General features: G+C 57.7%; 17 protein-coding genes and 2 pseudogenes. 3 read left to right on the plus strand and 16 right to left on the minus strand.

Features of this window, described 5'->3' with window-relative positions:
- Nucleotides 1-157: 157 nt before the first annotated feature.
- The 3 genes and pseudogenes from QRN50_RS01330 to QRN50_RS01340 form a co-directional block, all read right to left on the minus strand.
- Nucleotides 158-828, minus strand: a pseudogene (locus QRN50_RS01330) (helix-turn-helix domain-containing protein); the annotation flags it as partial.
- Between the two features lie 87 nt (nucleotides 829-915).
- Nucleotides 916-1,521 (minus strand): LysE family translocator, encoded by a 606-nt coding sequence (locus QRN50_RS01335; protein WP_024641217.1) that lies wholly within the window; start codon nucleotides 1,519-1,521, stop codon nucleotides 916-918.
- A 245-nt stretch (nucleotides 1,522-1,766) separates the two neighbouring features.
- The gene (locus QRN50_RS01340) at nucleotides 1,767-2,936 is read right to left on the minus strand and encodes an efflux RND transporter periplasmic adaptor subunit (RefSeq protein WP_032607396.1); all 1,170 of its coding nucleotides are present in this window, start codon (nucleotides 2,934-2,936) and stop codon (nucleotides 1,767-1,769) included.
- A gap of 770 nt (nucleotides 2,937-3,706) precedes the next feature.
- On the opposite strand from QRN50_RS01340, the gene QRN50_RS01345 reads away from it, so the two are divergent.
- Together QRN50_RS01345 and QRN50_RS01350 are read left to right on the plus strand one after the other, a co-directional pair.
- Entirely contained in the window at nucleotides 3,707-4,495 is a 789-nt protein-coding gene (locus QRN50_RS01345) for a helix-turn-helix transcriptional regulator (RefSeq protein WP_024638706.1), read from the plus strand.
- 1,050 nt (nucleotides 4,496-5,545) lie between these two features.
- Nucleotides 5,546-6,400 carry a helix-turn-helix transcriptional regulator gene (locus QRN50_RS01350; RefSeq protein ID WP_024641219.1) on the plus strand — a complete coding sequence of 285 codons (855 nt, stop codon included), beginning with the start codon at nucleotides 5,546-5,548 and terminating at the stop codon, nucleotides 6,398-6,400.
- Between the two features lie 428 nt (nucleotides 6,401-6,828).
- On the opposite strand, the gene QRN50_RS01355 is transcribed toward QRN50_RS01350, so the two are convergent.
- Both QRN50_RS01355 and QRN50_RS01360 read right to left on the minus strand, forming a co-directional pair.
- Nucleotides 6,829-6,966 carry a zinc-binding dehydrogenase gene (locus tag QRN50_RS01355; RefSeq protein WP_225651143.1) on the minus strand — a complete coding sequence of 46 codons (138 nt, stop codon included), beginning with the start codon at nucleotides 6,964-6,966 and terminating at the stop codon, nucleotides 6,829-6,831.
- A complete protein-coding gene (locus QRN50_RS01360; protein ID WP_032607397.1) occupies nucleotides 6,930-7,280 on the minus strand; it encodes an alcohol dehydrogenase catalytic domain-containing protein in 351 nt (116 codons plus the stop codon). The genes QRN50_RS01355 and QRN50_RS01360 overlap by 37 nt, the downstream gene beginning before the upstream one ends.
- A gap of 202 nt (nucleotides 7,281-7,482) precedes the next feature.
- Here QRN50_RS01360 and QRN50_RS01365 point away from each other — a divergent pair, with 202 nt between their 5' ends.
- Nucleotides 7,483-8,601, plus strand: coding sequence for a metallophosphoesterase (locus QRN50_RS01365; protein WP_024641220.1), 1,119 nt, complete (start codon nucleotides 7,483-7,485; stop codon nucleotides 8,599-8,601).
- Nucleotides 8,602-8,626: 25 nt separating this feature from the next.
- Here the strand turns inward: QRN50_RS01365 and proA are convergent, their stop codons facing one another.
- The 11 genes and pseudogenes from proA to QRN50_RS01415 all read right to left on the minus strand — a co-directional run bounded on the left by proA (nucleotide 8,627) and on the right by QRN50_RS01415 (nucleotide 25,173).
- Complete coding sequence (gene proA, locus QRN50_RS01370) at nucleotides 8,627-14,464, minus strand: anti-phage protein ProA (RefSeq protein WP_024641221.1); 5,838 nt, start codon at nucleotides 14,462-14,464, stop codon at nucleotides 8,627-8,629.
- Between the two features lie 305 nt (nucleotides 14,465-14,769).
- A complete protein-coding gene (locus tag QRN50_RS01375; protein ID WP_024641222.1) occupies nucleotides 14,770-16,374 on the minus strand; it encodes a putative bifunctional diguanylate cyclase/phosphodiesterase in 1,605 nt (534 codons plus the stop codon).
- A gap of 273 nt (nucleotides 16,375-16,647) precedes the next feature.
- Nucleotides 16,648-17,157 carry a methyl-accepting chemotaxis protein gene (locus QRN50_RS25780; protein WP_226489189.1) on the minus strand — a complete coding sequence of 170 codons (510 nt, stop codon included), beginning with the start codon at nucleotides 17,155-17,157 and terminating at the stop codon, nucleotides 16,648-16,650.
- Between the two features lie 30 nt (nucleotides 17,158-17,187).
- Nucleotides 17,188-18,009, minus strand: a pseudogene (locus QRN50_RS25785) (PAS domain-containing protein); the annotation flags it as partial.
- Between the two features lie 156 nt (nucleotides 18,010-18,165).
- Nucleotides 18,166-18,816 carry an RraA family protein gene (locus tag QRN50_RS01385; protein WP_024641223.1) on the minus strand — a complete coding sequence of 217 codons (651 nt, stop codon included), beginning with the start codon at nucleotides 18,814-18,816 and terminating at the stop codon, nucleotides 18,166-18,168.
- Nucleotides 18,807-19,586 carry an IucA/IucC family C-terminal-domain containing protein gene (locus QRN50_RS01390; protein ID WP_024638713.1) on the minus strand — a complete coding sequence of 260 codons (780 nt, stop codon included), beginning with the start codon at nucleotides 19,584-19,586 and terminating at the stop codon, nucleotides 18,807-18,809. The genes QRN50_RS01385 and QRN50_RS01390 overlap by 10 nt, the downstream gene beginning before the upstream one ends.
- Nucleotides 19,583-20,374 (minus strand): ABC transporter ATP-binding protein, encoded by a 792-nt coding sequence (locus QRN50_RS01395; RefSeq protein WP_024641224.1) that lies wholly within the window; start codon nucleotides 20,372-20,374, stop codon nucleotides 19,583-19,585. The genes QRN50_RS01390 and QRN50_RS01395 overlap by 4 nt, the downstream gene beginning before the upstream one ends.
- Nucleotides 20,375-20,384: 10 nt before the next feature.
- The gene (locus QRN50_RS01400; RefSeq protein ID WP_024641225.1) at nucleotides 20,385-21,416 is read right to left on the minus strand and encodes a FecCD family ABC transporter permease; all 1,032 of its coding nucleotides are present in this window, start codon (nucleotides 21,414-21,416) and stop codon (nucleotides 20,385-20,387) included.
- Complete coding sequence (locus QRN50_RS01405) at nucleotides 21,409-22,398, minus strand: FecCD family ABC transporter permease (RefSeq protein ID WP_024641226.1); 990 nt, start codon at nucleotides 22,396-22,398, stop codon at nucleotides 21,409-21,411. The genes QRN50_RS01400 and QRN50_RS01405 overlap by 8 nt, the downstream gene beginning before the upstream one ends.
- Nucleotides 22,395-23,300: an ABC transporter substrate-binding protein gene (locus QRN50_RS01410; protein ID WP_024641227.1), complete on the minus strand. Its 906-nt coding sequence runs from the start codon at nucleotides 23,298-23,300 to the stop codon at nucleotides 22,395-22,397. The genes QRN50_RS01405 and QRN50_RS01410 overlap by 4 nt, the downstream gene beginning before the upstream one ends.
- Entirely contained in the window at nucleotides 23,290-25,173 is a 1,884-nt protein-coding gene (locus tag QRN50_RS01415; RefSeq protein WP_024641228.1) for an IucA/IucC family protein, read from the minus strand. Before QRN50_RS01415 ends, QRN50_RS01410 begins: the two co-directional genes overlap by 11 nt.
- Between the last annotated feature and the right edge of the window lie 2 nt (nucleotides 25,174-25,175).

The raw sequence follows: 25,175 nt of genomic DNA on the forward strand, positions 1-25,175 counted from the left end.
TGTGAGTACCGGTCAAAGAATCGCCTGGTGCAGGGCTTTTATTCGGAGCGGGATCTGATTCCTGCGCGCGGCGAGCCAATGCCCAATCATGGCTGAGAGCAACCCGGCCTGGCGGGTTGCGTCGCATCAGCAAGCACTTGCGCGCCGGTATTCAGTTCAGGCATTTCAGCCATGGCTGATACCGGCCCTCAATGGATCTGATCAAGGGCCCTGCAGGTAATTCAGTTTGCCATGCGGTACTTGATCGGACAGGTAAAACCTCAAGAGCCCGGGCCGGGGTACTCCAAAGCCCGGGACTGGCGTTGCTCATTACAACAAAACGCCAACGCCTTATTCGGGCGTTCCGGATATACCTCCACCAACCTCCCCGGATTCCTCTTCAATACCCGAATCGCTGGATAGTTTTGGCGTGTGCGTCAGGTGCGGCTTTATGTCGTTGGCGGCCCATATGCGCTGGACGCTGGCTGGCGATATGCCGACCAGTTTCGCCATGCTTCTACAGCTCCATCGGGCGTGGCCGATACGCGGCTGGGTGACTTCATCAAGGGTTTGTTTCAAGGCTTCGGCTGGCAGGGATGCCTTGCGGCCTCGTCCAGGAAGATCCACCAGGCCTGACAGGCGTAGCTCTCGAAAACGCTTGCACCAGCGGGTGACTGAAACAACCGATAGCCCGGTCAACCTGGCAATCTCGGTACGAGAACAGCCTTGTGCAGCGAGCAAAATCACCTGCGCCCGGCGGCCTTCGCGAGGGCTGATCGTCGCTGACTTCAATCGTTGACTCAACTCGACTTGTTCCTCGTCACTGAGCACTATGTCTCGATAGCTCACGTGACGACTCCAACAGTGACTAACCACATAAGCACAATCAACGTTAGATAAATATTAAAGAGGCGGCGCAGTGACGGAGTGGGCAGTTCAGGTGAAAATCGTTGTTGCCGCGACATTATACAAAGCAATAATCGCGAACAGTCCGATGATCAGTGAAACCAATCGATTGACTCGATTGCCCGCTATTATCGACGGTAGTTTTCGACCAAAAATGGCACCCAGCGCAACCCATGTCATACCGACAGGAAGAACCACGAGGGAAAAAACTGTCATGAATGAAAGGTAGCTTTCCACGTGCAAAAACGTCCCTGCGGGGGCTATGAGTGTGGCGAAAAACAGCCCTTTCGGATTGTTGAGTGTTGCCAAAAACAACGCGGAGACCGAAATCGGAGAGGGCTTTCCGTCGGGGTCCTGGTGAATCGAAAACCACAGTTTCAGGGAAATGTAGAACAGGAACATCACGGCCAGAACCTTGGTCGTCACCACCACCCAACCATAGTGTTCGATCAGAGCATCAATGGATAAGCCCCACGCGCTAATCTGAATCACATAAGCCGCCCATTCGGCAGCGACCAGCTTCAGCGAATACGTACTCAGGCCACGACTGATCCCGGACTGCAGCAGCAGCGAATTGGTCGGCCCCGGCACCAGCAGCACGGTGAGCATTGCAATTGCAACGTAATACATGGTCATGCCCTGTACTCCAAAATAGTTTTCCAATTCACCAGGTTCAAACATTAAAACGACAGGCGCATGGGCCAGCGCTTACACCTTCAGGAATTCCCTGAAGCGGGCACCGATTGTTAATCCGCTATGACCTTATTTCTAAACGTACGCCCACTTTATTGATCAGACGCTTGCAAGGTGTGCGTTATCGATTTGACGTCGGCTGAAAACTGTCCTTGATCGCTTATTGCCAATACATCCTCGTCCTACCCTTAAACACCTTCCACACCGCCCCGCTCTCCGATGACCACTCTGTCGCCGGCTTTAAGCCCCGAACGTATTTCGACCCTGACCTGGTTATTGATACCCGGCCCTACGTAGGCTGTTCTGATCTCGTTACCTTCACCCAGCACCCTTACACTGTAGGTGCCGTCGTCCCGCCGATCACCCAGTGCGGCGACAGGGATCGTTAATACGCCCTCCTTCGCCTCCAGCACAATTCGCACGTTAGCGGTCATGTTGATGTAGAAGCGGTTTTCAAGGTTGAGGACATCGAAAAGAGCGTTGTAGAAGACGGCTTTGCCGCTTTCGGCTGTTGCTCCGGTCTGGCTTGCAGCGTCCACAGGACCCGGCTCGATCGCCTTGAGGGTGGCGTTATAGCGTGTGTCAGGATCGCCCGGGATAGTGAAGTAAATCGCAAGACCGGGTTTGATCTTGAGCACGTCGGCTTCGGAAACCTGCGCCTTCACGGTCATGGTGTCGAGTTGCGCCATCTTCAGAATGACCGGTGCCGTCTGGTCTGCAATGACTGTCTGGCCCTCCTGAGTGACGATGGCGAGGACCTGACCATCCATTGGTGCGAAGATTCGTGTGTAGTCGAGTTTGATGCGTGCGGCTTCTTCCTGCACGCGGGCCGTGTGTAATTGTGCGGTGAGCGACACCAGGTTGGCGCGTTGGGTCTCCAGCTCGAATCGGGCCTTGTCCTGATCCGCTTTGGAAACCGCCGTCGTAGCGCCCAATTCCTGATATCTACGATCATTCGACTCGGCAAGTTTCAACCTGTGCAGTGTCGCGTCCCGCTCAGCCGTGAGTTGTTCGATCTTGACAACCGCCTGGCGCAGAGCATTTCTGGCGGGCAGTGGATCGATCTCTGCCAACAGCTGGTTTTTTTTGACCTGGTCACCTGGTTTGACTTTCAGGGACTGCAATTGCCCGGAAACCTGGGCGCCAACGTCCACTTGATTACGCCCCTGAAGCACACCCTGTGCGGATACGGCGTACTCAATGTCCGTAACTTCTGCTGCGGCTGATAGAAAGGCAGTCTCTTCTTCTCCGCTGGCGCCCTTATAGAAGGCATAGCCTGCCAGCGAAACCGTCAGATCGATCAGGACGATTCTCAAAAGGATTTTGCGGACATTCAATTTCCGGAAAAAGCCGACCATGCTCACGGTATTCCCCGCTCAATGGGCGTCCCGGATCTCGGATGAATCAACGGATCAACACTTAAATAAAGGGCGTACATGAGAGTCTCTACTTCGATACTACAGCTGTCCTGCGAGGCAGGCGTTCATCCTGCAGCCATGTACTAATGGAAACATCAGGGCCTGGGTGCGTCTGTCCCCGCATTCCGGGACATTGTCGCGGGGCGTCGCCGATTGCTCTATCCGGCTTTTCCGGATGGCGGCCTGGACGAGAACCGATTCCTGTGCGGGCACTGTGGACGGTGCCGCCGGACGGCTGTGTCTGAAACGCAAAAGCGAAATATATTTTGAGCACGCTACAGCGGCCGCGAGAGGCAATAGCGCAGGCGTGAAAAACTTTATTTTCGAGACACCCGGCCCGTCATGTATGTCGCTGTAAACGTCGTGCCTGAGTAGTTGCACCGGTGATGTTTCGAAACGGCCAGCCGTAAAAGATCTTTTATTCTGAGACGTTGCACTGAATGTCCTCTTATGGTTTTTGCCAAGTACTAGGTGAACACAGTGGGCGCTGGCGAACCGGCCTGTAGCGAGACGTTTGTCCCCCTTTTCCCCTACAGACTGAGCAGGGTCCCTATGTGTAAATTCTTTAAGGCGCTAGTAATATTGTCCTACAATCAGACAGTATACTCATTACTAGGCAATAAGAGGGCTGCCCTGTATGCGAGGTTGCTTTTGGTTCGGCTGGAGACTAACGCCATGGGGGCAAATGTGTAATGGAAGCCAATCTACAAATGACGGGAAATCAGTCAGCGTATTTTTTGGAACTGGGGAAGTTAATCGCAAGTGTGGGTGATGCAGGATTCGCTGCGAACATGTATCAAATCATCGCGGCCACCGTCCCCATCGATTTCCTTGACCTGAGCGAATGGACGATCGACGAGAATGAAGGAAGCGTTATCAGCATCCAGCCTCTGGGGCAAGAGAACGCCGATCACAAACCGATGAGCCTGACTGTGTCGCAGAACCAGGAGATGCTGCTCGCTCGAATGCTCAATGTGGACGACTTTCTGCTCGTTCATCTGAAACCACTCTGCAGCGTTGGACAGGCCAGCTCTGGTTCGTCGGGTACGTATCACTGCAATCTCGTGTCGCGCAAGTCGAACAGGCGCTATGTCATTTCCTTGCACCGCGATCAGCACCAACGTGACTTTTCACTTCACGAATTATCGTTCTTGAAAAATTTTTCAGAGGCATTGCTGCCCCTGCTGGAGCGACATGCCCAGACGACCCGTACCTTGTGCAATGCGCACGCTGACAACGAAGCCATTACACAGGGCGGCCAGCAGCTTCACCGTGAATTCAACGAAAAGCTGAGCCAGTCGGAGGTCCGGTTGTCATTGCGTGAAAAAGAAATCTGCCTTGGCATTTTGGCGGGTGCGACGGTTCCAGAGCTGGCTGACAAGCTGCACGTCAAGAACAGCTCTATCGAGACCTACCTCAAGCGCGCCGGAGCGAAACTTGGCGTGAAGGGGCGACACGGTTTGGTCAAGTGGATGACAGGCGTATCTCAAATAGCGTGAGCCAGCCTCCACCGCAGAGCGTTGTTAGCCGTTCGATCGACTGGCGGCTGAAGTCAATCTGCACCAGGCGGTCGGCCCAGGCAGCTCCGAGACGACGCTACCCGGCCGCACTGTCAGCCAACGGGCCATCCATCGGCTAAACAGACTGAATCTACTGTTCTGCGGCAAACAGAATTAAACAATGGCTTGTAGAGAAACCAACATAAAATAAAATAGAAGACAAGCGCGTCCTGATGAAGGGTGTTATTGCTCGCATTTCCTATGCACTAACGCAAGGGCTTATTCACTTGCTATCCAGCCCAATAAATAGTAGGTCGCGACGCGCCGGGGCACTCACGCGCTTCTTCCCGATGCGCAGCACATCCAGTAATGCGACGCGGAATGACACGCAGCCCTATAGAAGCAGTAGTGTGAGATACCTCTCTTTTCGATTAATCTTTTTTCATTGCAATTCAGGCGTGAAACATGAACTATATGGTTAGTATTCGGTCATAACGGTCAGCGTAGCTTAATTCAAGCTTTTTGTGACCTATATGATCACCTTAATATAAAAAACGGTGCTGCACGACCCGTATCGCCACGCCCCGTGCGCATACGCCGACAACATGGATAGGGATAGGAGTTGATCGTCATGCCAACGTTACTGCCTGCTTTTACACCGCCACTTCAGGCTGCAGGGTGGCGCCCTCCAGGGCGACTGTCATCAGCCAGTCCGCTAGTTATCCAGAGTGATTCGCATTTCCCGGAGGCGTGCAGGAAATGCCAAACTCAATAAAAATCGATAAAAGTCGCCACTGTTAAACAGTGCAGTGTGTAGGGTTAGCGTTCTCGCTTTTCGTAACGCGCTTGACTTTTTATTATTGTACGCTCTTGGACACCGTTCCTATTTAACTTTCAACCTATTGCTGAACCTTTATAAACTTTGTATGACGATCTACATACAACCTGTTTGCCCACAGGACTCAAAGAATACAAAACACTTACTTATTCATCTGCTGAATCAAGGCTGCGCCTTGGCGTGTCTCTTTATAAACGGAAAAAGGAACCCCGATGAACATGCAACAGCTTTTCCCGCATCTCGGCAAAGTGATCTCCGGTATTGGAAGCCGTCAGTTCGCCCGCTTGCTCCACGAGATGATTACCGCTTCGCTGCCCGTGGATGCGACCCATGTCATTCAGGGACTCAGTCGATCTACGAATGAAGTAACCGGCACTCACGCCATCGGTGTCTTTGGTGGAAATCTGCACCAGGTGCTCAACCCAGGGATCGACAGCAGACGTCTGGAGCCTGTTCTGTTGAGCCCGACAGAGCTGGCAGACACTCGCGTCGACAGATCCATCAGGTTCGAGTCACCCGCCTACAACGCGCAGGAGAAGCCAGGTGAACTGCACCCTCATGCATCTCTCCCCCAGGTACATCTCGCCTACCCGGGCAAGGGTGAATATGTACTGTCGGTTTATCGGTCACCCTCTGCCAAGGCATTCACCAGTCAGGAGCGCGCCCGTCTCAAGGATCTGTCCTGGGTCGTGTTGCCCATTGTGAAGCAGCATATCGCGACTGTGACGCCTACCCTTATTTCGACAATCCCCTCGCCTGTCACAAAAAGCCTGAAAAACAAAGATGCCATGGAAGGCCTGCGTCAGCGTTTCCTTGGCCGCCTCGAGGCCTCTGCACTGAGCCTGTCTTCGCGCGAAACCGAAGTGTGTGTCGGGCTGCTGGCCGGTCTCACAGTACCGCAACTGGCGGACAGGCTTGATTTGAAAGTCAGCACGGTGGAAAGCTACTTCAAACGCGCGGCGGTAAAAATGGGCATCGCCGGTCGCAGTGCGCTACTTCGCTGGTTGCATGCCGAGCATCGCGTTCAGCACTCCATCCCTGTAGAGATGTTTCAGGCAGCTGTCTGAGCAGAAGGCGTCCAATTGCTGTTCCACGTTCGGGGATTCTCCCGCCATGCAGCGGTACGGTCTGTAGATCGGTTGATACCCGTCGCGACCGCGACCGCCGCGCCATCGGGCGTATGCCAGAGATCATCACCGCATCGCTCGACTGATCAACGTCGAGTGTAAACGACCACCCTGTTCAGGCATGTGCGCATCGCCATTCCTTGCGCCCATAAAAAAACCCGCCGAAGCGGGTCGTTTTTTCTATCAATACCATTCCAACATCCTGTCAGTAGCCATCCCGGCAATGGTGATCATCCTTGACCTCCGAAGCGCCTCCTGCGCAACGGTTGATGGGTATAGATTGCTACTTCGCGAGCGAGTCGTACAGGGCTGATCCACTCCGGCTCGTGTAAGCCTTTCGCTATAGGTTCAACTACGGCGCGGTGACCTCACCCCTGTTCAAACTCGATCAATACCTTGCCGATGTGCTGCGCGGCAGCGAAATACGCGTAGGCCTCGGGGGCATCGGCGAATTTGAATGTCCTGGCGACTACCGTTGCAATTCCATTGGCCTCGATGGCTTGAATAAGAACTCAGCCAGCGCCACTCCGCCGGTCCCCAGACACAAAACGAGTTCAGCCGGTTTGACCTGGCTGACGCCCTCGCCTACCGCGATGACCTCACCCACGCTTTCGGACATGGGAATGCGCTCTGGTAATTGTCTGGGGCCGTATCTGCCACGCAGGATTTGAACATCCCGGATGATCAGGCTCACCAGGCGCGGCGCCACGATAGTCTGCCCCGGCCCGGCGATCGGCTCGGGCCGCGTGTTCTGCAGCGTGTCGCCTGCACGATACCTGCTCAGCGCTATCGATGTGGGTGCCTGCCGATATATCGACACGTTCAAGCATGGCTCGACAATCGCCGCTCGTTACCAGAAACTTGGCAGCTCAGGTCTGCTTGTGTCGGAATTCTGCCTCGGTACGATGATCTTTGGCACCCCGGCCCGGCAATACGCTGCAGCACGAATAGTTCGACCTCATTACTGCCCGTGCCCCTCACGCAGTTATTCACTTCATCGATATCGCCAACGGAGCACGTTAATGTTTCACGTCATGTTCAGCATGCCCTGCCTGTACGTCATCGCCCGATTCCTATGGCCGATGCCCTGGGCGTTATCGGCGAAAATCGCCGTTGCGGTGCTGCTTGTCCTTGCCTCGCAATACCATCTGTATTGCCGGTTTTCCTCCGGCAGCGTGTTCTCGCCGGAGTTTCCACGCTACATCGTGATGCTGTTCAACTGGGCGTTCGGCGCGATCCTGTTGCTGGCGGTACTGCAAATCATTGTCGACATCGGCACGTTGCTGACGATGCTGGTGCGCTGGCAGACGCTGAGCATTCCGGCCAATCTGCGGTACTTCATCGGTGTGGCAGCTCTGGTGCTGGCGGCAGTCGGTGTCCAGCAGGCCGTGCGCGTGCCGCCGGTGAAAGACATCCAGATCGCGATTAAAAACCTGCCTCCGCAATTCGACGGCTATAAAGTGTTGCAACTGACGGACATGCACATCAGTCGTCTGTTCGATGCGCCGTGGACGCGTGAGGTCGTCAAGCAATCAAATGCGCTGGGTGTCGATCTGATCGTCATCACCGGCGATCTCATTGACGGCTCGCTCAACGACCGGAAGCAGGATATCGAGGCCCTGCGCGATTTGCGTGCGCCGGACGGCGTGTACGTCATTCCCGGCAACCATGAGTACTTTTTCGATAACCAGGCGTGGATGCAGCACTTCGTTTCTCTGGGGATGATCCCGCTCGCCAACAGCCACACGCTGATCGAGCACGACGGTGCACGCATCGCTCTGGCCGGCGTCACCGATGTCACGGCGCCGAAAACCGGCTTCCCTGCGCCAGATCTGCAGAAAGCCATAGCAGGCATCGCGAAAGACACTCCGATCATCCTGCTCGACCATCAACCCAGAAACGCGGAGGAAACAGCGACCCACGGCGTAGCGCTGCAACTCTCCGGGCATACCCATGGCGGCATGATCTTTGGCCTTCACTGGCTGCTGGCCCTGGCCAACGGCGGATTTGTGTCGGGGTTTTATGAGGTGGGCGGGATGCAACTGTACGTCAACAATGGCACCGCACTCTGGCCGGGGTTTGCCATTCGGCTTGGCAAACCTTCGGAATTGACCCGGATCACGCTTCGGCGGGCGCTTTAGCGCCCCATCAGCGGGGCGCTAGCTTTTATGCACTGAAGATTCGCTCCATCCGTTCACGCGCAGGTCCTGTGAGGCGCTTTATACCGAACAGTCGAGCAACCTCCAGGGCCTTGTCTTCGGCATCGACATTCGCCGCTGCAATGCTTAATTCTTCAGCAGCAACCTCTTCTATGGCTCGTGTGTCCTCGCTTGAGGCCGGAATCCGGTACGTCGTCCATCCGGCCACGTCGCCCTCCGCGTGCCAGACGAATACCTCGTCAAACCCCGCTTGCTGGACATAATGGTGCTGTTCCGCCAACTCCAGCACGCGGTCTCTGATAAGCCGCCCCGACCGTTGGAAACCATGTACACGCGCAATGCGCTGGACTAAAACTGCATCGAGAATCGGCGCTTCCTGGCGCAGCACCTCTTCAATGAGCTGGCGAAGTACCGGCGTGTAACCAGGCAGGTGAAACTGGTCGGCCTGGATCAGTGGCGCAAGGGCAGAAAGGTCGGCTATGCGATAGATGCCCTTCTGCCCCCCAGCCTCAGGTGGAAGGCCATGAGACCGCGCTATGCGAATCTCACCCGTCTCCGCCGACAACTCACTGATTGGGGCAGCCAGCTCTTCAGATGACTCGCCACTGATGCGGGGACCGTTAGAAAAGTCTATGACGACAGGCTCGGCCGTTGGCGGCTCTGTTATCCGATGGTCCTCTGTTTCTGCCCGGGATTGCGCCAAAAGATCGTTCAACGCTGCGTTCAGCCTCTGCAATGCCCCTTCCTTGTCCACCCACCATTCCGTGGACCATAGCCGCACCAGGTTCCAGCCGAGGCCACTGAGAATTGCTCCGCGGACCTTGTCCCGATCCCGGGCAGTGGCGGCGCTGTGATAGGTAGCGCCATCGCATTCGACGCCGGCCAGATAGTCACCCGGACGATCCGGATGGACAACTCCCAGATCAATGCGGAAACGAGAGACTCCGATCTGCGGAATCACTTGCCAACCGAGGCGCCGTAGCCCTTGAGCGACTGCTTCCTCGAACGGCGAGTCATAACCACCGACCGAGCCCTGTACCGCCTCGGCCAGGGCTTTCGGTCCGCGCTGGGCGAATTCTATGAAATGCTTCAGGTCCCGGACTGCACGGGCATTGGTCCGGTTCAGGTCGATCATTGACGGGTCAAAGGATGAGAACACCAGCATTTCCCGGCGAGACCGTGTGATGGCGACGTTCAGTCTGCGCCAGCCGCCGTCCTTGTTGAGGGGGCCAAAGTTCATGGACATGACCTGCGCACCCGGCTCGGTCGGGCCATAGCCTATCCCGAGCATGATCAGATCGCGCTCATCACCCTGGACTGTTTCCAGATTCTTGACGACCACCGGCTCGGTCTGAGTGTCCTGAAAAAACGGCTCGATCTGCGGGTATTGCTTGCGGGCGTTGTCCAACAGGTCATTGATCAGTTTTTGCTGGTCAGCGTTGAGCGTGATGATACCGATCGAATGGCCAGCAGCCACGAACGCGGGATCGGTAAGGCGCTTGACCGTCTCGCTGACAATGGCTTCGGCTTCAGCCTGGTTGTAACGCCCTTTGCCCTTTGCATAAACACCTTCAACCCGGCGCCACTCCACAGCACTTGCGCGGGTCTCTGCTGCCGGGAAGGTGATGAGATTACTGTCGTAGTAACGGTGATTGGAGAAGGCAATCAGGCTTTCGTGGCGACTCCGGTAGTGCCAGCTCAGACTGTGACTTGGCACCCCTGCTCCCAGGCACTCGTCCAGGATACTTTCCATGTCTTCAGCGGTATCGTCGTCGCTGGCATTCGGGCCACGGTTGAAAAAGTTCGTCGGCGGCATTTGACGCGGGTCTCCTGCGATAACGACTTGCCTGCCTCGAGCTATCGAACCGATCGCGTCCCATGGAGCGATCTGCGAAGCCTCGTCGAAAATGACCAGATCGAATGGCGGTTGATCAGCGGGCAGGAACTGCGCAATCGACAGCGGGCTCATCAGCATGCAGGGCGCCAGACGATTCAGCGCGTCGCCCATTTCAACAGCCAGTTGCCTGACAGGTTTGTGCCGGCGGGACTTCTGCAATTCATGCTTGAGAATGGCAAAGCCGCTGCTCTTGGGTATGTCATTTTTGGAGGGGATCAGGCCACAGAGTTTCGCCCGGATATAACGCACTGTCAGCTTCGCCATTTCGTCGTCCAGGCGAACGAAAGCGCCGATGTCGCTCATGTGTTCGGCAGCCACGAAATTCCTCAACAGCGGTTCACCGTCTATGCCTTGCGTGGCGAACCAATGGGCATAGGCCGTGATGAAGGTTTCCTCGCTTGCAGCAGGTGACAGACTCCCTGCCTCGATAGCACGGGCCAGACTTGCCAAACCAGCCTCACCTGCCTGCTCGCGAACCCGGCACCAATCGCACCATGCCTTGAGTTGCTCCTCCTGTTGCTGGATCGACAGCGAAGTAGCCCGCAACGCGCCGACGCTCGGTTGTGTATCTGGACCGGCTGCAGACAATTCGGCAAACAGTCGAGCGGCGTCTTCGTAGCGAGACAAAGCCTGTTGCAAGGCTGATAACGCGACGCCGATTTGCCCGCCCGGCGCCAACATTTCATTGGCCTCAACGACCAGGCGTGCGACGGCGCTGCGCAATGAAACGAGGTGGTCCGGTGACTCGGCCAGGCCGCTCATCAGCCCGCGCAGGTTTTCGGCCAACGAGGCTGCACGAAATATCTGTGACACGTCACTGCTCAGGCCTTGCCAGCCCGGGATCGACTGCAGACCACCGGCCAATGTATCCAGTTCGTTCAGTTGCGCGTGCAGGCGCTCGAAAATCGCCAGGTCGCCAAGCGTGTCCGGCAGACCTGCTGCGCCACCTGAAGAGGCCAGTTTCTTCGCGACCTTTTTCTTGGCGAAAGTCGCCAGGAACCAGAACTTTCCTTCGGCATCTCGCCATTCGCTGCGCATCGCCTCAACGGGAATGCGACGACAGGCTTCGTCTGCATAATCCAGCGACAGACCTTCCTCAAGCTCTCGATAGCTTTCGATTAACTGGCACGCGCGCCGGGCTGCTGCGATACGCGCGACGGCATCGGGTGCAAAAGCAAATGAGAGGTTCAGTCCATAGGACTCCACGACCAGAGTCGCCAGTTCATCAAGATGCTGAACCTGCGCCACTTCAGCTACAGGCAAGTTCAGGTGCGTCAGGCCAAGAAGCTTTTCACTCGCCGCATTCAACGCGTCAAGGGCCTGCGGCAGCTCACGTGCGGCATTCGCAATGTGTGCCTGCCAGGCGTTCGACCACTGGGTCTGCGCCAGGGCGCCGAATTTGCCTGACAGATTACGTGCGGCATCACCGTTCAAGCCTAACCGACGCGACAGATCCAGCAACTGGCTGTACTCGTCAGCATCATGTTGCGTGCCTGATGGCCAGCTCAGCCTGGGTGTTTGAGGGCCATGATCACGCACCACACGACCAATCGCCTGATGCAGGGAGAGCCCGTTGCTCCAGCGTCGGTGCAGTACCTCGACCAGTTCGTTGAGTCGCGAACGCAGCGTCTGCAAACGAGTGGCTTCACGCTCCCATTCCTCGGCGCTCAATGCGTCGCTGACGTCCCAGGCGCGGTCCAACTGCTTCAGCACTTCAACTTTGGACGCCTTGCTTGAATGCAGCTCCAGGCAAAACTCGCCAAGCCCCTTCTCTGCCAGGCGACGGTAAACCACGTCCAGGGCTGCGCGCTTCTCTGCCACGAACAGTACGCGACGACCCAAGGCCAGATTGTGGGCAATCATGTTGGCAATGGTTTGCGACTTGCCGGTTCCCGGTGGCCCGTCCATGACAAAGCTGTGAGTACCGGCAGATGCCACCACGGCAGATAACTGCGAGGAGTCGGCGGGCAACGGAGCGAAAAGCATGGCGGGCGTTACTGACGAGTCCAGCTGCTCTGGTCTTGGAAACTCGTCTGAGCCGGAGAAGCCTTCATCTCCCTCAGAGGGGGCCAGCAAATGCTTGACCAAAGGGCTTTGCAGCAGCTGTGCTGCGTTGGCATTCAGGTCTTTCCACATCAGGTATTTGGCAAATGAGAAGGTGCCAAGAACGAGTTCGGTGCTCACCTCGAATCCTGGCACGTCACGCACTGCTCGCCGCACCATGTTCCAGATGCCAGTCACATCAATACCGCTTTCATCACTGGGTAGTTCGCCATCCAGCCCGGGAATCAGCAACTCGAAATCGTGCCGCAGCAATTCAAGCAGCGTAAGATTGAAACGCGGTTCTTCATCAAGAAGACTGAGCGTCACCCCGGACAAGGCACTTTTACGTTCAAGTTTTACCGGCAGCAAAATCAGGGGTGCGGAGTAGGTTTTCGGGTCGTCGGCACTCTTCTTCCACTTGAGAAAGCCGATGGCCAGAAACAGCGTGTTTGCACCGCCCTCTTCCAGATCGCTACGCGCTTTGCGGAACAGATCGATCAGGGTTGCTTCAAGTTTTACCTTTTCCAGAGTAGCGAGCACTTCGCCGCGAGCCAGAGCCTGACGAGCAACTTCGTCGACCAGATTTTCATTATTCTGCTGCTCGTACAGGGCCACATCCCGGCCACTGCTGTTCAAGTCAGGTACTGACACGATGCGAATGCGCTGGCCACTGGAAAGCAGATCTTCAAGCACTGCCGGATCCGGGCATATCAGTCGCACGCCCTTTGCGCTGTCCGGAAGATGCAGGAGACGATTGCGAGTCGTCAGATCGAGGAGTTTACGTTGCCACAGCGTCAGTTTGCCGGCCGGACCTTCGCTGTCAGTATTAATTTCGACATCGAACCCCGGAAGCGCCGGAGCCTCCTCCAGCCCTTCAATAGTGGGTGGAGCATCGGCTGTCTCATCCGATCCCTCGGTGACTGAGACGAGCGCCATCGGACGAATCTTCTGCATCCGGGCACGGTGCAAATCGATGGCCATGATGAACTGCTCATCATCGAGCTGACGCTCGGCGGCTGTAATCGCCTGGGAAAAGCCCGGCGCAGGTGTTTGTGTAGAAAGGGTGGTTTCGAATACCACCATCTCCTTCAGATCCAGGCGTTTGCGTACTGCCGACGCCTCATCGGTCAACAATTGGGAAAACTCTTGAGGCTGCAACCAGACGCCTGCGAATGCGTGCCCCTTGGTCATGATAAGCAGGGCATTCAAGCCTGCCTGCTCCAACGCCGCCGCAAACAGCAATGCAGTGTCCAGACAGGTCGCTACGCCGTTTTCCAGAACCACACTCGGAGGCCGGACCTTCTGGCCCTGTTGCTCAAAGCTGGCCGGGGGCAATGCATAGCTCAACTGAAAGCTGCACACTGCGGACCAAATGGCAGAGGCAAGCTCCCAGGTTCGTGTGCGCGACTTGCTCTCATAGCCGTCAATGCCATCTTTCTTGCCCGCGCGCCGTAAAACCTGTGAGGCCGCTTTGAGTACGCGATCCACCGCGGGATCATTGGGCATGCAGAAAGCCGCAAGCAGCTCCGGCATGGCGCTCAAGCCGCCCCATTCTGTGCGCGCCAGCAGTTCTGTCGGGAAGCGCTGCTCGACGAGTACGTTGTCGCCCTGGGAAAGACGCATCACCACGTCAGCGCTGAGGCTTTCAGTCAGCCCGGACAAATAACCTGCGTTAAGCTTGATATCACGCTCGGAAATGCTGAGGCGATCACCGGCATGAATGCGGTCTATACGCCAAGTGCGGCTCTCTACGAAATCCGGGTCGGTGCTTAACGTCAGGGTCAGGTTTTCAAAACCGCTTTCTTCCTGGTTCCAGATACTCAATTCACGTACCAGCGGTACGGCGTTCTGGTGGGAGGCGAAACCGATCTTCCGGGCGATCAGCGCCTCAATCTTGATGTTCATTCACGGGCTCCTGCAGATGCGAGCGCTTGCCTTAGAGAGGCAGCCAAATGGGCATATAGTCCATGAGTCATCGACAATAAGGAATGCTTATATCTGAATCAGGCACCTCACCCGCATCAGGAACTCACATTGACGCTATCAGCGCCAATCCCGATCACAGTTCCTCGACGGCGCTGCAACTCGCTGCACTGGCAGAAAGCCGCAGGTTTTAGTGAGCGACAAGTATCAGAGAAACGCTTATCGCCTCCGGTGAATCTAAACTTCCGCATTGAAGTTCGAGAGCGCCGACTTGAAGCTCATGCCCCTTATTTTCCAGGAACCGCCAATGCCCTCACCGGCCCTTCGGAACCACTCATTGCCAGTAGCTCTTTCACCTGGGCCAACGGCAACGGTCGTCCGAACAGGTAGCCTTGGGCAAAGTCGCACTCATGGGTGGCCAGCCAGTCTGCGAGCCGTTCGTGCTCAACGCCCTCGGCGGTGATTTTCATGCGCAGGCTTTTACCCAGAGCGAGGATGGCCTTGACCATCTCGTTCTGGTTCTCAAGCGTCGTGTCGAAGAACGATCTGTCGATCTTGATCTTGTCGATGGCCAGCCTGGTCAGATGATAAAGACCTGAATAGCCGGTACCGAAATCGTCCAGAGCGACGCTCACGCCCATCGCGCGCAGACGCTCCAGATTCAGGCGGGCACTGTCGACATTGGCGACCAGTGCGTTTTCCGTCACTTCCACTTCCAGCCGACTCAGCGGAAATTTTCCTTCATTGGCCAGCTGTTCCAGCCAGTCAGGAAAGTCGGGGCTTTCGATCATCAGTGAGGTAACGTTGATCGCCAGCGTAAAGTCGCTTGGCCAATCGCGTGCCTGATCGAAGGCTTGAAGCAAAAGGGTCGCGGTGAGTGGCTTGATCAGCCCCAACTGTTCTGCCACGGGTATGAAGTCAAGCGGCAGGATGATCCCGCGCTCGGGATGCAGCCATCGCGCCAGCAGTTCGAACCCCGCCAGGTGTTGCTCGGGAAGGCTGACGATAGGCTGATAGAACGGTTGAATATCTTTCTCTTCGATAGCCAGGGTGAGTTCGCGCGCGAACTGCTCCTGCAGACGCAGCTCGCGCTCGAAGCTGACTTCATAGAAATGAAACCTGGCTCGGCCACCGGCTTTACCGCGGTACATGGCGCTGTCCGCACGTTGCAGCAAGAGGTCGGGGTCTGAGCCGTCCATTGGCGCAATGGCAATGCCGAGGGTCGCACTCAGGGCCACACGCGGCAGGCCAACGCTGGATGCTGCGATTTTGGCCAGAATGTTTTCAGCGAGCGGCGCCAGTTCGGCATGACTGAAGTCACCACTGACCGCCAGACCGAACTCGTCGCCGCCCAGCCGAGCCACGGAAGCCTGCCACCCGACAGTGGCGTCGCGCAGACTTTCGGCAACGGCGCAGATAGCCGCGTCTCCTGCCGCATGCCCGTGGGTATCGTTGATCAGCTTGAATTTATCCAGGTCGATCAGAAAAACCGCCGTCTGTGTCGCTGGTTGCTGCAACCGCGCAACCAGTTGCTCGTGAAACACACGCCGATTGAGCAAGCCGGACAATGGATCGTGGCGGGCCAGAGATTCGCTGAGCGCCTGTGACTCGAGCAAGTCGTTGTAACTGCTATGGAGTTGTTGCATCAGGCGTTTCAGAAGAATGAACGGTATCACCATCGATAACACGGCAAAGCCTGTCGAGGTCAAGACAAAACGCCAACGCTCGGCATTTTCGAAGTCCTGGTCATAGGGCAAGCCCATTGCAGCCATGGCGAGGGATTCAAGTTCGAATTCCCACGCGATTGCCAACAGGAAAATAGAGAGCACATAAAACCACAATAAGGTGTAAAGGTACTTACGAACCATGTGTGGGCTGCGCAGGAAAGTCATGGTTACAATGCTCGAAATGAAGGCGGGTGCAACGGTTATAAGCAGCGTATCGGTAGCCGGCTATCAGTCTTGAGGCTGTAGCGTGGTGATTTCGATAGTGTTCGCCTTGCGCGAGTGCTGTCCCATGGATTTAATAAAACACACTCATTTAAAACGTCTATAAGCAGGTAGCGCTGCGACCATCAGTACACTTCCCTTCCTGTTTGACTGCGCAGTGAGTGACTCAGCGCAGAACACTTTTAGCGTCCCCTGAGTCACTCCGACTGCTCGCACTTAACTGGAGCGCTGGTCCACAAACCGGCTGACTGCCCGCACTACCGTGTTCGCGCCGTGCTGGATTTCCTGAATGACACGGTCTGCGTCATTGGCCAATACCAGCGCCTCGGACGCCTGTTCGGTGCTGCGCACAATCACGCCTACCGCGTCGGACGCCAGGCTTTGGTTGGTCTTCACGACGTTTACGATTTCTTCCGCCGCTTTTGTCGTGCGAGAGGCCAGTTGGCGCACCTCGTCGGCGACTACGGCGAAGCCCCTGCCCTGTTCGCCGGCCCTGGCGGCTTCAATCGCTGCGTTCAGCGCGAGCAGGTTGGTTTGTTCGGCAATGCCGCTGATGGTCTTGATGATTGTTCCAATCACCTGACTTTGCGAGTCCAGTGCTTCGATGCCTCGTGTGGCCTCTTCCATTGAAATGGTCAGCTGGCCGAGCATCTGCAGCGTGTCCTTGATAACTTTGCGGCCTTGCTGTGCGCTGCTGTCAGTATCGATAGAGGTTTGATAAGCCATTTCCGATGCTTCGGCGACGGCTTTCTCGCGCTCGACCTGTTCAGTGATCACAGTCGCGAACTTGGCAATTTTATAGAGTTTGCCGTTGGCGTCGGTAATCGGGTTGTAAGACGCCTCCAGCCATACATCACGACCGCCTTTGTCAATTCGACGGAAACGATCGACTATGAACTCACCCCGGCGCAGCCTTTCCCAGAATTGGGTATACGCGTCAGAGGCGGACTCTTCAGGCACACAGAACATCTTGTGATGCTTGCCTTTTATCTGATTCAGCTCGTAACCCATCGCCCTCAGAAAGTTGTCGTTGGCGCTGATGACCGTGCCATCGAGGGTGAAGTCGATAACAGCGGTGGAACGTTGCAGCGCATTGACCAGGGCTTCGTTCTCGCGCGAGGCTTCAATCGTTCGCGTCAGAACACTCGAATACAGAGTGATCTGCTCGACGCCGCCGGTTTCATTTTTATAGGGTACGACAATGGTTCTCAGCCACACCCTCGACCCTGTCTTGCTGACCAGGCGCAACGTGCCGCTGAAATGCTTGCCGTCGCGAATCGCGGTCAATGCGCGCTTCTGGTGAACGTCACCGCTCAGTTCCGGCGGGCTCAGTTCAGACAGGCTGCGCCCGACGAGCTCTGCCTGTGCGTAGCTCATCTCCGTCTCGAACAACGCGTTGACGGTCTGTATTTTGCCCGTGCCATCCAGCACGACGGCGACTGTCTCCAGATTGAGGATTTGCCCTGCTTGCTCAAGCATGGCGAGGCGGCGCTCCAATGCCTTATTGGTGTTTTTCAAATGCGAATTGAACATTGCGGCTATCCGGGACAGTTTGGGTTTGCAATCTGCATCGGTCATGGAACCGCAATCTTGAGCGGTGCAATCAAACTTAATACGAAAATAGCCTGCCTGTTGTCTGATTGTGACTATAGGATCCAAAAGTTATAACTATTGATCAATCGACAGTGGTTATATTCATGAATCACATCAAACGCGCTGTTTCAGGTTTCATTATCACTGTTGAGTTCTGCTGACCGTGTTCTCCCCATTCAGTCTGCCGAGAAACTCTTCCCTTCTTTTTCGGTCCGCACTCTCCTTGCCAAGCAATTCGGGCAACAGTTCGTTCGCCTGTTGCGGACTCAGAATAAATACCCCGTCATCATCCCCGACGGCGATATCTCCCGGCTTCACCTCCACGCCGCCTATATTGATCAATCCATTGAGCTCGCCGCTTTCCCCGAGACTGCGCGTCGTCATTGCGCTGACGCCACGGCTGAACACGGGCAGGCGATGTTCGCGCAAGGCGGCAACGTCGGTGACCGCGCCCGAGACGACGACGCCGCCAAGCCCCTTGATAAGCCCGGCCAGAGTGCGCAGTTCGCCCCAGCAGGCGCAATGCTCGTCGCCGACACATTCAATCACCAGTACATCGCCGGGCAGGCTGTTCAGCAGTGCGTCGCGCAGAATGCTGCCGTCGGGCAGTTGCAGTTTGACCGTGACAACGTTGCCGACCAGTCTGACCTCCTCGAACAGCGGTCTGATCCCGCGCAGGTAACCCACGTCGGTCAGATGGCCAATGGTTGACGCGGCAATCTCACGGTATTGCTCTATGACGGCGTCGCTGAGTTGTTGCTGGCGGTGTGCAATCTGCTTGTTCATCGACATTTTTTGGGCCTCAGTAACGGACAGGTCGAGCAATACTCGACGGGATTGCTGGCGTCGTAATAGAAGCAGCAGGTGCGCCGAAAACGGATGCTTTTGCCTTCGGCTTCCAGCACAACCGGTGGACGGCGGAAGTGTTTCAGCGGGTTGTAGGTCAGGCCGAACAGCGCCGGATCGGCCTGGTGCAGCAGCCAGTCGAAATCGGCTTCACAGCGCTGCCGGATCGCCGGGTCTTCGACCTTGTCCATGCGCTTGTCGTACAGCGAATACACGCGTACTGCGGTGTTTTCCCACAGAATGCGTCGGGAAATGCCAGTGACACGGTTGAAGGTTTCCCACAGTGGCTGAAGCAGGTCACGAAACAGGGTGGCCACGACAGCATCACGCCACGCCTCACGAGCGCCCGGTTCATAACCCACAGGCGTTGTATCGAGCAAGGGCATTGAAGAGGTCCAAAGGCCGTCATCGTGCGCGTATTCGACCACGCTGTTGTCCAGCGACAGGGCCAGGCCCTTGTCGTAGACCGACATCGCGTACAGGCAGGCACCGGTGCTCAGGAAGGAAAAGCGCTTGGCCAGCAACGATGCGGTGATTGCCTGGGTCGGAGAACCGATCACCGGCCCCAGCTCGCCAAGCAGTTGCTCGCAGACTGCGTCGTCCAGCAGCGCGCGGGCCGGCAGTGAGCGCGGATCGTGTTCACCTGCCGGCCTGAGTCGCAGCGCCCCGGACAGCAACGCCCATTCGGATTCGCTGAACGCCTGCGCCAGACTCATTGCGGCAGTTCCCGGCCAAAGGGAATGCACAACGGCGTACCAAAGAATGGATCGGCGATGATCCGGCAGTTGAGGCCGAAGACCTGCTTGACCAGCGCCTCGCTGAGGATATCCGCCGGACGCCCCTGGGCGAAGGCGCTGCGTTCGTGGACAGCGACCATATGATCGGCGTAACGGCAGGCCAGATTCAGGTCATGCAGGACCATCACGATGGTCTTGCCCTCTCGCCGATTCAGGTCGCGCAACAGGTCGAGCACTTCGATCTGATGAGCCAGATCGAGAAAGGTCGTCGGCTCGTCCAGCAATACAATGTCGGTATCCTGCGCCAGGGTCATGGCTATCCATGCGCGCTGACGCTGACCACCTGACAGGGCATCGACGGGTCTGTCGGCCAGTTCCTGCATGCCGGTCTGCGCCAGAGCCCGTGCGACCATGGCCTCATCCTCGGCGGACCATTGCTGCATCCAGTTCTGATAGGGATAACGCCCCAGCGCCACCAGTTGCCGCACGCTGATGCCTTCCGGTGCGCTGGGCATCTGCGGCAGAATCGCCAGTTCACGCGCGACGGTCGCAGTGGACTTCTGATGGATGTCGGCACCGTTGAGCACGACGGTGCCCTGCTGGGGTTTGAGCAGGCGCGCCAGGGATTTGAGCAAGGTGCTTTTGCCGCAACCGTTACTGCCGATCAGCACGGTCACCTGGCCTGCGGGTAACTGCAGATCAAGGCTGTCGATGATCACCTGCCGCTGGTAACTCAGGGTCAGGTCGTGGGTTGCGATTGACGCCATCCGTAATTCCTTAATGCCGCTGGTTGATCAATAGGTACAGAAAGAACGGTGTGCCCAGCACCGCGACAAAAATCCCTGCGGGCAGATCCAGCGGCAGGAACAGCGTGCGTCCGGCCAGATCGGCAAGCATCACCAGATTGGCGCCGATCAACGCCGCCATCAGCGCTTGCCCCACGAACCCCGGCGGCATCAGGCGTTTGGCGATATGAGGCGCGATCAGCCCGACAAAGGCAATCGCCCCGCCCCACGCGATCGCCAGCCCGGCCAGCGCGACGCTCACCAGCAGCAAACCGGCGCGCAACCATTGCACGCGCACTCCGATGCCCTGGGCCAGCGCGTCATCCAGTTGCTGCATGCGCACCTGACGGGCGAGCAGTGCCAGCAGCGGCAATGTCATAAGCAGCCAGCCGGCCAGCGCGCGGGGCTCTGGCCAACTGGCACCATACACGCTCCCGGTCAGCCAGACATAAGCCGACAAGGTGGTGGTCAACGGGCTGAACACCAGAATGAACGTGGTCACCGCAGCCAGCAGAGCCGACACCCCTACCCCGATCAACACCATGCGCAAGGGTGAGGCACCCTGATTCCAGGCCAGCAGATAAATGACCAGTGCCGCGAGGCCTGCGCCGGAGATCGCCGCCAGGGGCAGAAACTGCGCGCCCAGTGCAGCCGAGAAGAATGACAGGTACAACACGGCGGCGGCGCTGGCACCGCTGGTGATGCCTAACAGATCAGGTGAGGCCAGCGGGTTGCGAATGATGCTTTGCAGGATCAGTCCGGACACCGCCAGGGCCGCGCCGACCAGGGCGGCCAGGGCCAGCCGGGGCATGCGCAGTTGTTCGACGATGAAGACCAGGCTGGCATCTGCCTGACCGGTAAAAACACTCAGCAGGGTCGCGGGCGACAGATTGATCTTGCCCACGGCCAACGAGCTCAGTATGACCAGCAGCGTCAGCGCCAGGCCCGAAAGCAAGCGCGTCAATGCGGTCAGGCTGAACTGCCGGGAAAAGCTCCGGTAGCGCACGGTGAAATGCTTATCCATAGCGCGCGCCCCGCCGAACCAGTGCAATGAAGAACGGCGCACCAAACAGAGCCGTCATCACACCCACCGGGACTTCCTGAGGGACAATCACGACTCGCGCCAGCGTGTCGGCCAGCAACAACAGCGTCGCGCCCAGCACTGCGCAGCCAGGCAGCAGCCAGCGATGGTCGATGGACAGCGTCTTGCGCACCATATGTGGCACCAGCAGACCTATGAAGCCGATACTGCCCGCCAGCGCCACGGCGCTGCCTGCCAGGGCAATGATTACCACGCTCATCATCAGCCGAATCAGCCCCGTACGCTGGCCCAGCGCCGTCGCGATGGCTTCCCCGGTGTTGAGCACGTTGACCTGCCCCGCCAGCACCAGCGCGCCGGCAAGCCCCATGACCACGCAGACCAGCAACGGCGCAGCGGTGCTCAGTTCGCGCTCCGACAGGGAACCGGCCAGCCAGAACAGCACAGTGTCCAGACCGTCCTGATTGACCACCAGCAAGGCCTGGCTGAACGCGGTGAACAAGGCGGTGATCGCTGCGCCGGCCAATACGATGCGCAATGGATTGAGGCTGCCCTGCCCCCGGTTGCCGATGACCCAGACAATCGTGCCCGCCACCGCAGCGCCGATGAACGCGCACCACAGCCACTGGCTCATGGACGACAGTGAAAGCAGCGACGAACAGGCGATGATGGCAAACGTCGCGCCGGCATTGATGCCGAACAGGCCAGGCGACGCCAGCGGATTGCGCGTCAGCGCCTGCATCAGTGCCCCGGCAACCGCCAGACTCGAGCCTACTGCGACGGCCATCAGGGTACGTGTCAGCCGTGTGTCGAGCAGCACGTGCTCGATAGCGCTCAGCGCATCGGGCTGCCAGACACTCCGCACGATGTCAGCGGGCGATATCCAGGTGGCCCCGGTGGCCAGACTCAATCCCATGCACGCTACCAGTATCAACAGCCCCAGGCCCAGTTTTGCCGCAGCCGTCATGAGGCGCTATCCGCCAGGGCCACGCGAGCGACCTCATCGAGCATGCGGTTGGCGCCCAGAATGCCGCCGGACAGGCTCCAGGCGACGGCGTCGACGCGCCATACCTGGCCATCCCGTGCTGCGCGCAACTGTTGCCAGAACGGGTTCTGTACCAGTTTGTCGTAGGTGTGCTGCGCGGCATTGCTGTCCGCACGCTGAAAGACGAAGAACAGGTCGGCATCGACCACAGGCAAACTCTCTTTACTGCTGAGTTTAAGGGAAACGCCGCTGGCTTCGCGGGCCGCGGGCGTCCAGGCAAAGCCCAGCTCACTGAGCACCGAGCCGGCAAAGCTGGCCGGCAGATAGCTACGGATATGGTCTTCGCGAATGTCGAGCACCGACACAGTGATCGGCCAGCGTCCGGCGAACTTCGCCTGCAACTGGCCGCGCACCGCTGCCACACGCTGTTGCCATTGCCCGAGCAGGTCCATGGCCAGTTGTTGACGTTGCAGGGCCACGCCCATCATTGCCAGGGTGCGCTTGAACTCGAACACCTCTTCGAGCATCAGCACCATGCCGATCTGCTCCAGCAACGGCGCGATGCGTTGATGACGAAAGCGTGAAGCGACGATCAGGTCCGGCTTGAGCAGCACGATATCTTCCAGGCTCGGCTGGGTTTCCAGACCCACATGCGGTACCGCTGCCAGCGCCGGGCGCAGGTAGCGATACATCGGTTTTTCGCTCCACGAATCCACCACGCCGCAAGGCGTAACGCCCAGGGCCACGGCAGTGTCGGACGCCCCCTGAAACAGGGTGACAACGCGCAGCGGCGCTGCCCGGGCAATGCCAGGCAGCGCCAGTAACCCCAGTGAAAGGCGCAACACTGTGCGCCGCGAAGGATGCAGGGTTCGGTCAGGTTGCACGGCGCAACCTGTGGAACGGGTTGACCACTTCGCCCTTGCCGAACGGCATGCTGCCCGGACCGCCCGCGCGCTCGATCATGGGCGTCAGCAGAAGTTTCTGCGGCCAGTTGGGGGCTTCGAACAGTTGTTGCCTGATCATGCCACGCGCCTCGTCGTCAAATTCGATGGTTGTGATCAGATTATCCAGAACATCGCGCAATACGGTCCACAGCGCAGTGACCGGTACGTCATACACTTGCGCCAGAGTATCCATGATTGCCCGCACGTTTACCTGAATACCCAGCGTCTGCAGCCAGAACAGCAAGTCCTCGGGGCGGTCATGATAAAGCGTATTGGCATGCCCTTTCTTGATTCGATACTCCGGGTCGTGCATGCCGTTGCGCTCCAGCCAGGGCACGAAAATACGCAACGAGTCGTGGTCACGCAACAGCAGCCCTTGCGCCTGTCCGGCTTTCCAGACCATGACCGCGTTCTGGCCATGCACTTCGCCGAGCATGCCCAGGCGGAACATGCGCAGGTTGATATCGAAAAAACTGTGGCTCAGTTCGCGAAACAGTGTCAGTACCGAAGCCTGATTGCGCGGCAGGTCGCGGTAGTCCATCCACTCATCGAAGAAATGCCGATTGCTCCCCGGTAGCGGTGTACCCAGTGCCGCCATGGGCAGCAGGCGGCACTCCGGATCATCGAGCAAGGCGGCCGGATAGCCGCGCACCATCGCCGAAAGATGCCGAGGCCCTTCGTCGAACAGCGTGGCTTGTGGCGGCATGAATGCCCACCATTTGCGTTCGTCGCACAGGTGTAGCGAACGGCTCAGAGTTTCATCCTTGTCGACCACCTGACGCAGCAGTTTTTCGCTCAGCCCGCCGTTGATCATTTTGACCGCTGGCAGATAGCGCGAAGCGCCGAGCGAATAAATCGCCATGGGCAGCTTCAGGTAGTCAGCGCTGTTGAAGCACGGTGTCATCGAACGTAGCGACGAAGTGGCATGCACCTGCGCCTGATTGAAATCAAGCCGCTGGCAATCGCCCTTGGCGAACGCATCGCCCAGCTGGACCTGCAAGACATGCTCGAACTGCCACGGGTGAACCGGCAGCGCAACATGGCTGCCGGCAATGCCGCGCGCCTGCATCTCCTGGTCAAGCTGCGCTTGCAGGTTCTCGGGCAGCAGATAGCGGGCCGGAAAGGATGCATTCAAATCCTCCACGCCGTCGCCGCATTGCAGCAAGGTCTTGTCGACAGCCACCCAATTCAGCGCTACTGGCCGGGCGAACTCGGCCTGGTACTGTAAGTATTCCTGTTCGTTCAAGCCTTGTTTGGCCTTGGCCAGCGGGTGATACGGGCGATCACGCAGCGACGCCCACTGCTCCATGGTTCGGAAGAAGGTAGCGCCGTCCTGAGCCATCAGGTTCTGCTCGTCGACCTTGTGATCCAGCGACAGCGCGGTCTGCCAGACACTGATGCGCAACACTTCCAGAAACAGCGCGATACCCTTTTCGTTGTCCTGGCGCTCGCTGTCCTGAAGCAGCGTCGCCTTGCCGGCGAACACCCACTTCATGAAGTCTTCCGGTGACAACTGCGTCCATCGCTCGTCCTGGCGGCCCAATACCGGCGTGCCGGGCACTTTTTCCCATTGCTGGGTGATACCGGCGCGCAACGCGATGCTGATGAAGCGTTGCTCAGAATCATCGCAGCACCACTCCCAGATTTGCTGCGCGCTGCCCTGATCTACCAGTTGCGGAGCCTGTGGATGGCGCAGTTGCCATTGGCTGCTGTCCTGCAGGCGCAATGGCTCGCGGCCAAAGAAATCTTCAGCCAGCAGGCAATCGACCAGATCCTGCATGACCAGGTCAGCGGCGAGTGAAGTGAAGTTCATGG

Source organism: Pseudomonas sp. MEJ108, from assembly GCF_030208985.1.
Taxonomy (GTDB): Bacteria; Pseudomonadota; Gammaproteobacteria; order Pseudomonadales; family Pseudomonadaceae; genus Aquipseudomonas; species Aquipseudomonas fragariae.

Excerpts from the sequence above, each read along its gene's own strand:
- QRN50_RS01340 (WP_032607396.1), bottom strand. The coding sequence starts at position 2,936 with ATGGTCGGCTTTTTCCGGAAATTGAATGTCCGCAAAATCCTTTTGAGA.
- QRN50_RS01345 (WP_024638706.1), top strand. The coding sequence starts at position 3,707 with ATGACGGGAAATCAGTCAGCGTATTTTTTGGAACTGGGGAAGTTAATC.
- QRN50_RS01350 (WP_024641219.1), top strand. The coding sequence starts at position 5,546 with ATGAACATGCAACAGCTTTTCCCGCATCTCGGCAAAGTGATCTCCGGT.
- QRN50_RS01385 (WP_024641223.1), bottom strand. The coding sequence starts at position 18,816 with ATGTCGATGAACAAGCAGATTGCACACCGCCAGCAACAACTCAGCGAC.
- proA (WP_024641221.1), bottom strand. The coding sequence starts at position 14,464 with ATGAACATCAAGATTGAGGCGCTGATCGCCCGGAAGATCGGTTTCGCC.
- QRN50_RS01405 (WP_024641226.1), bottom strand. The coding sequence starts at position 22,398 with ATGACGGCTGCGGCAAAACTGGGCCTGGGGCTGTTGATACTGGTAGCG.
- QRN50_RS01365 (WP_024641220.1), top strand. The coding sequence starts at position 7,483 with ATGTTTCACGTCATGTTCAGCATGCCCTGCCTGTACGTCATCGCCCGA.
- QRN50_RS01335 (WP_024641217.1), bottom strand. The coding sequence starts at position 1,521 with ATGACCATGTATTACGTTGCAATTGCAATGCTCACCGTGCTGCTGGTG.
- QRN50_RS01395 (WP_024641224.1), bottom strand. The coding sequence starts at position 20,374 with ATGGCGTCAATCGCAACCCACGACCTGACCCTGAGTTACCAGCGGCAG.
- QRN50_RS01390 (WP_024638713.1), bottom strand. The coding sequence starts at position 19,586 with ATGAGTCTGGCGCAGGCGTTCAGCGAATCCGAATGGGCGTTGCTGTCC.
- QRN50_RS25780 (WP_226489189.1), bottom strand. The coding sequence starts at position 17,157 with ATGGCTTATCAAACCTCTATCGATACTGACAGCAGCGCACAGCAAGGC.
- QRN50_RS01415 (WP_024641228.1), bottom strand. The coding sequence starts at position 25,173 with ATGAACTTCACTTCACTCGCCGCTGACCTGGTCATGCAGGATCTGGTC.
- QRN50_RS01375 (WP_024641222.1), bottom strand. The coding sequence starts at position 16,374 with ATGACTTTCCTGCGCAGCCCACACATGGTTCGTAAGTACCTTTACACC.
- QRN50_RS01400 (WP_024641225.1), bottom strand. The coding sequence starts at position 21,416 with ATGGATAAGCATTTCACCGTGCGCTACCGGAGCTTTTCCCGGCAGTTC.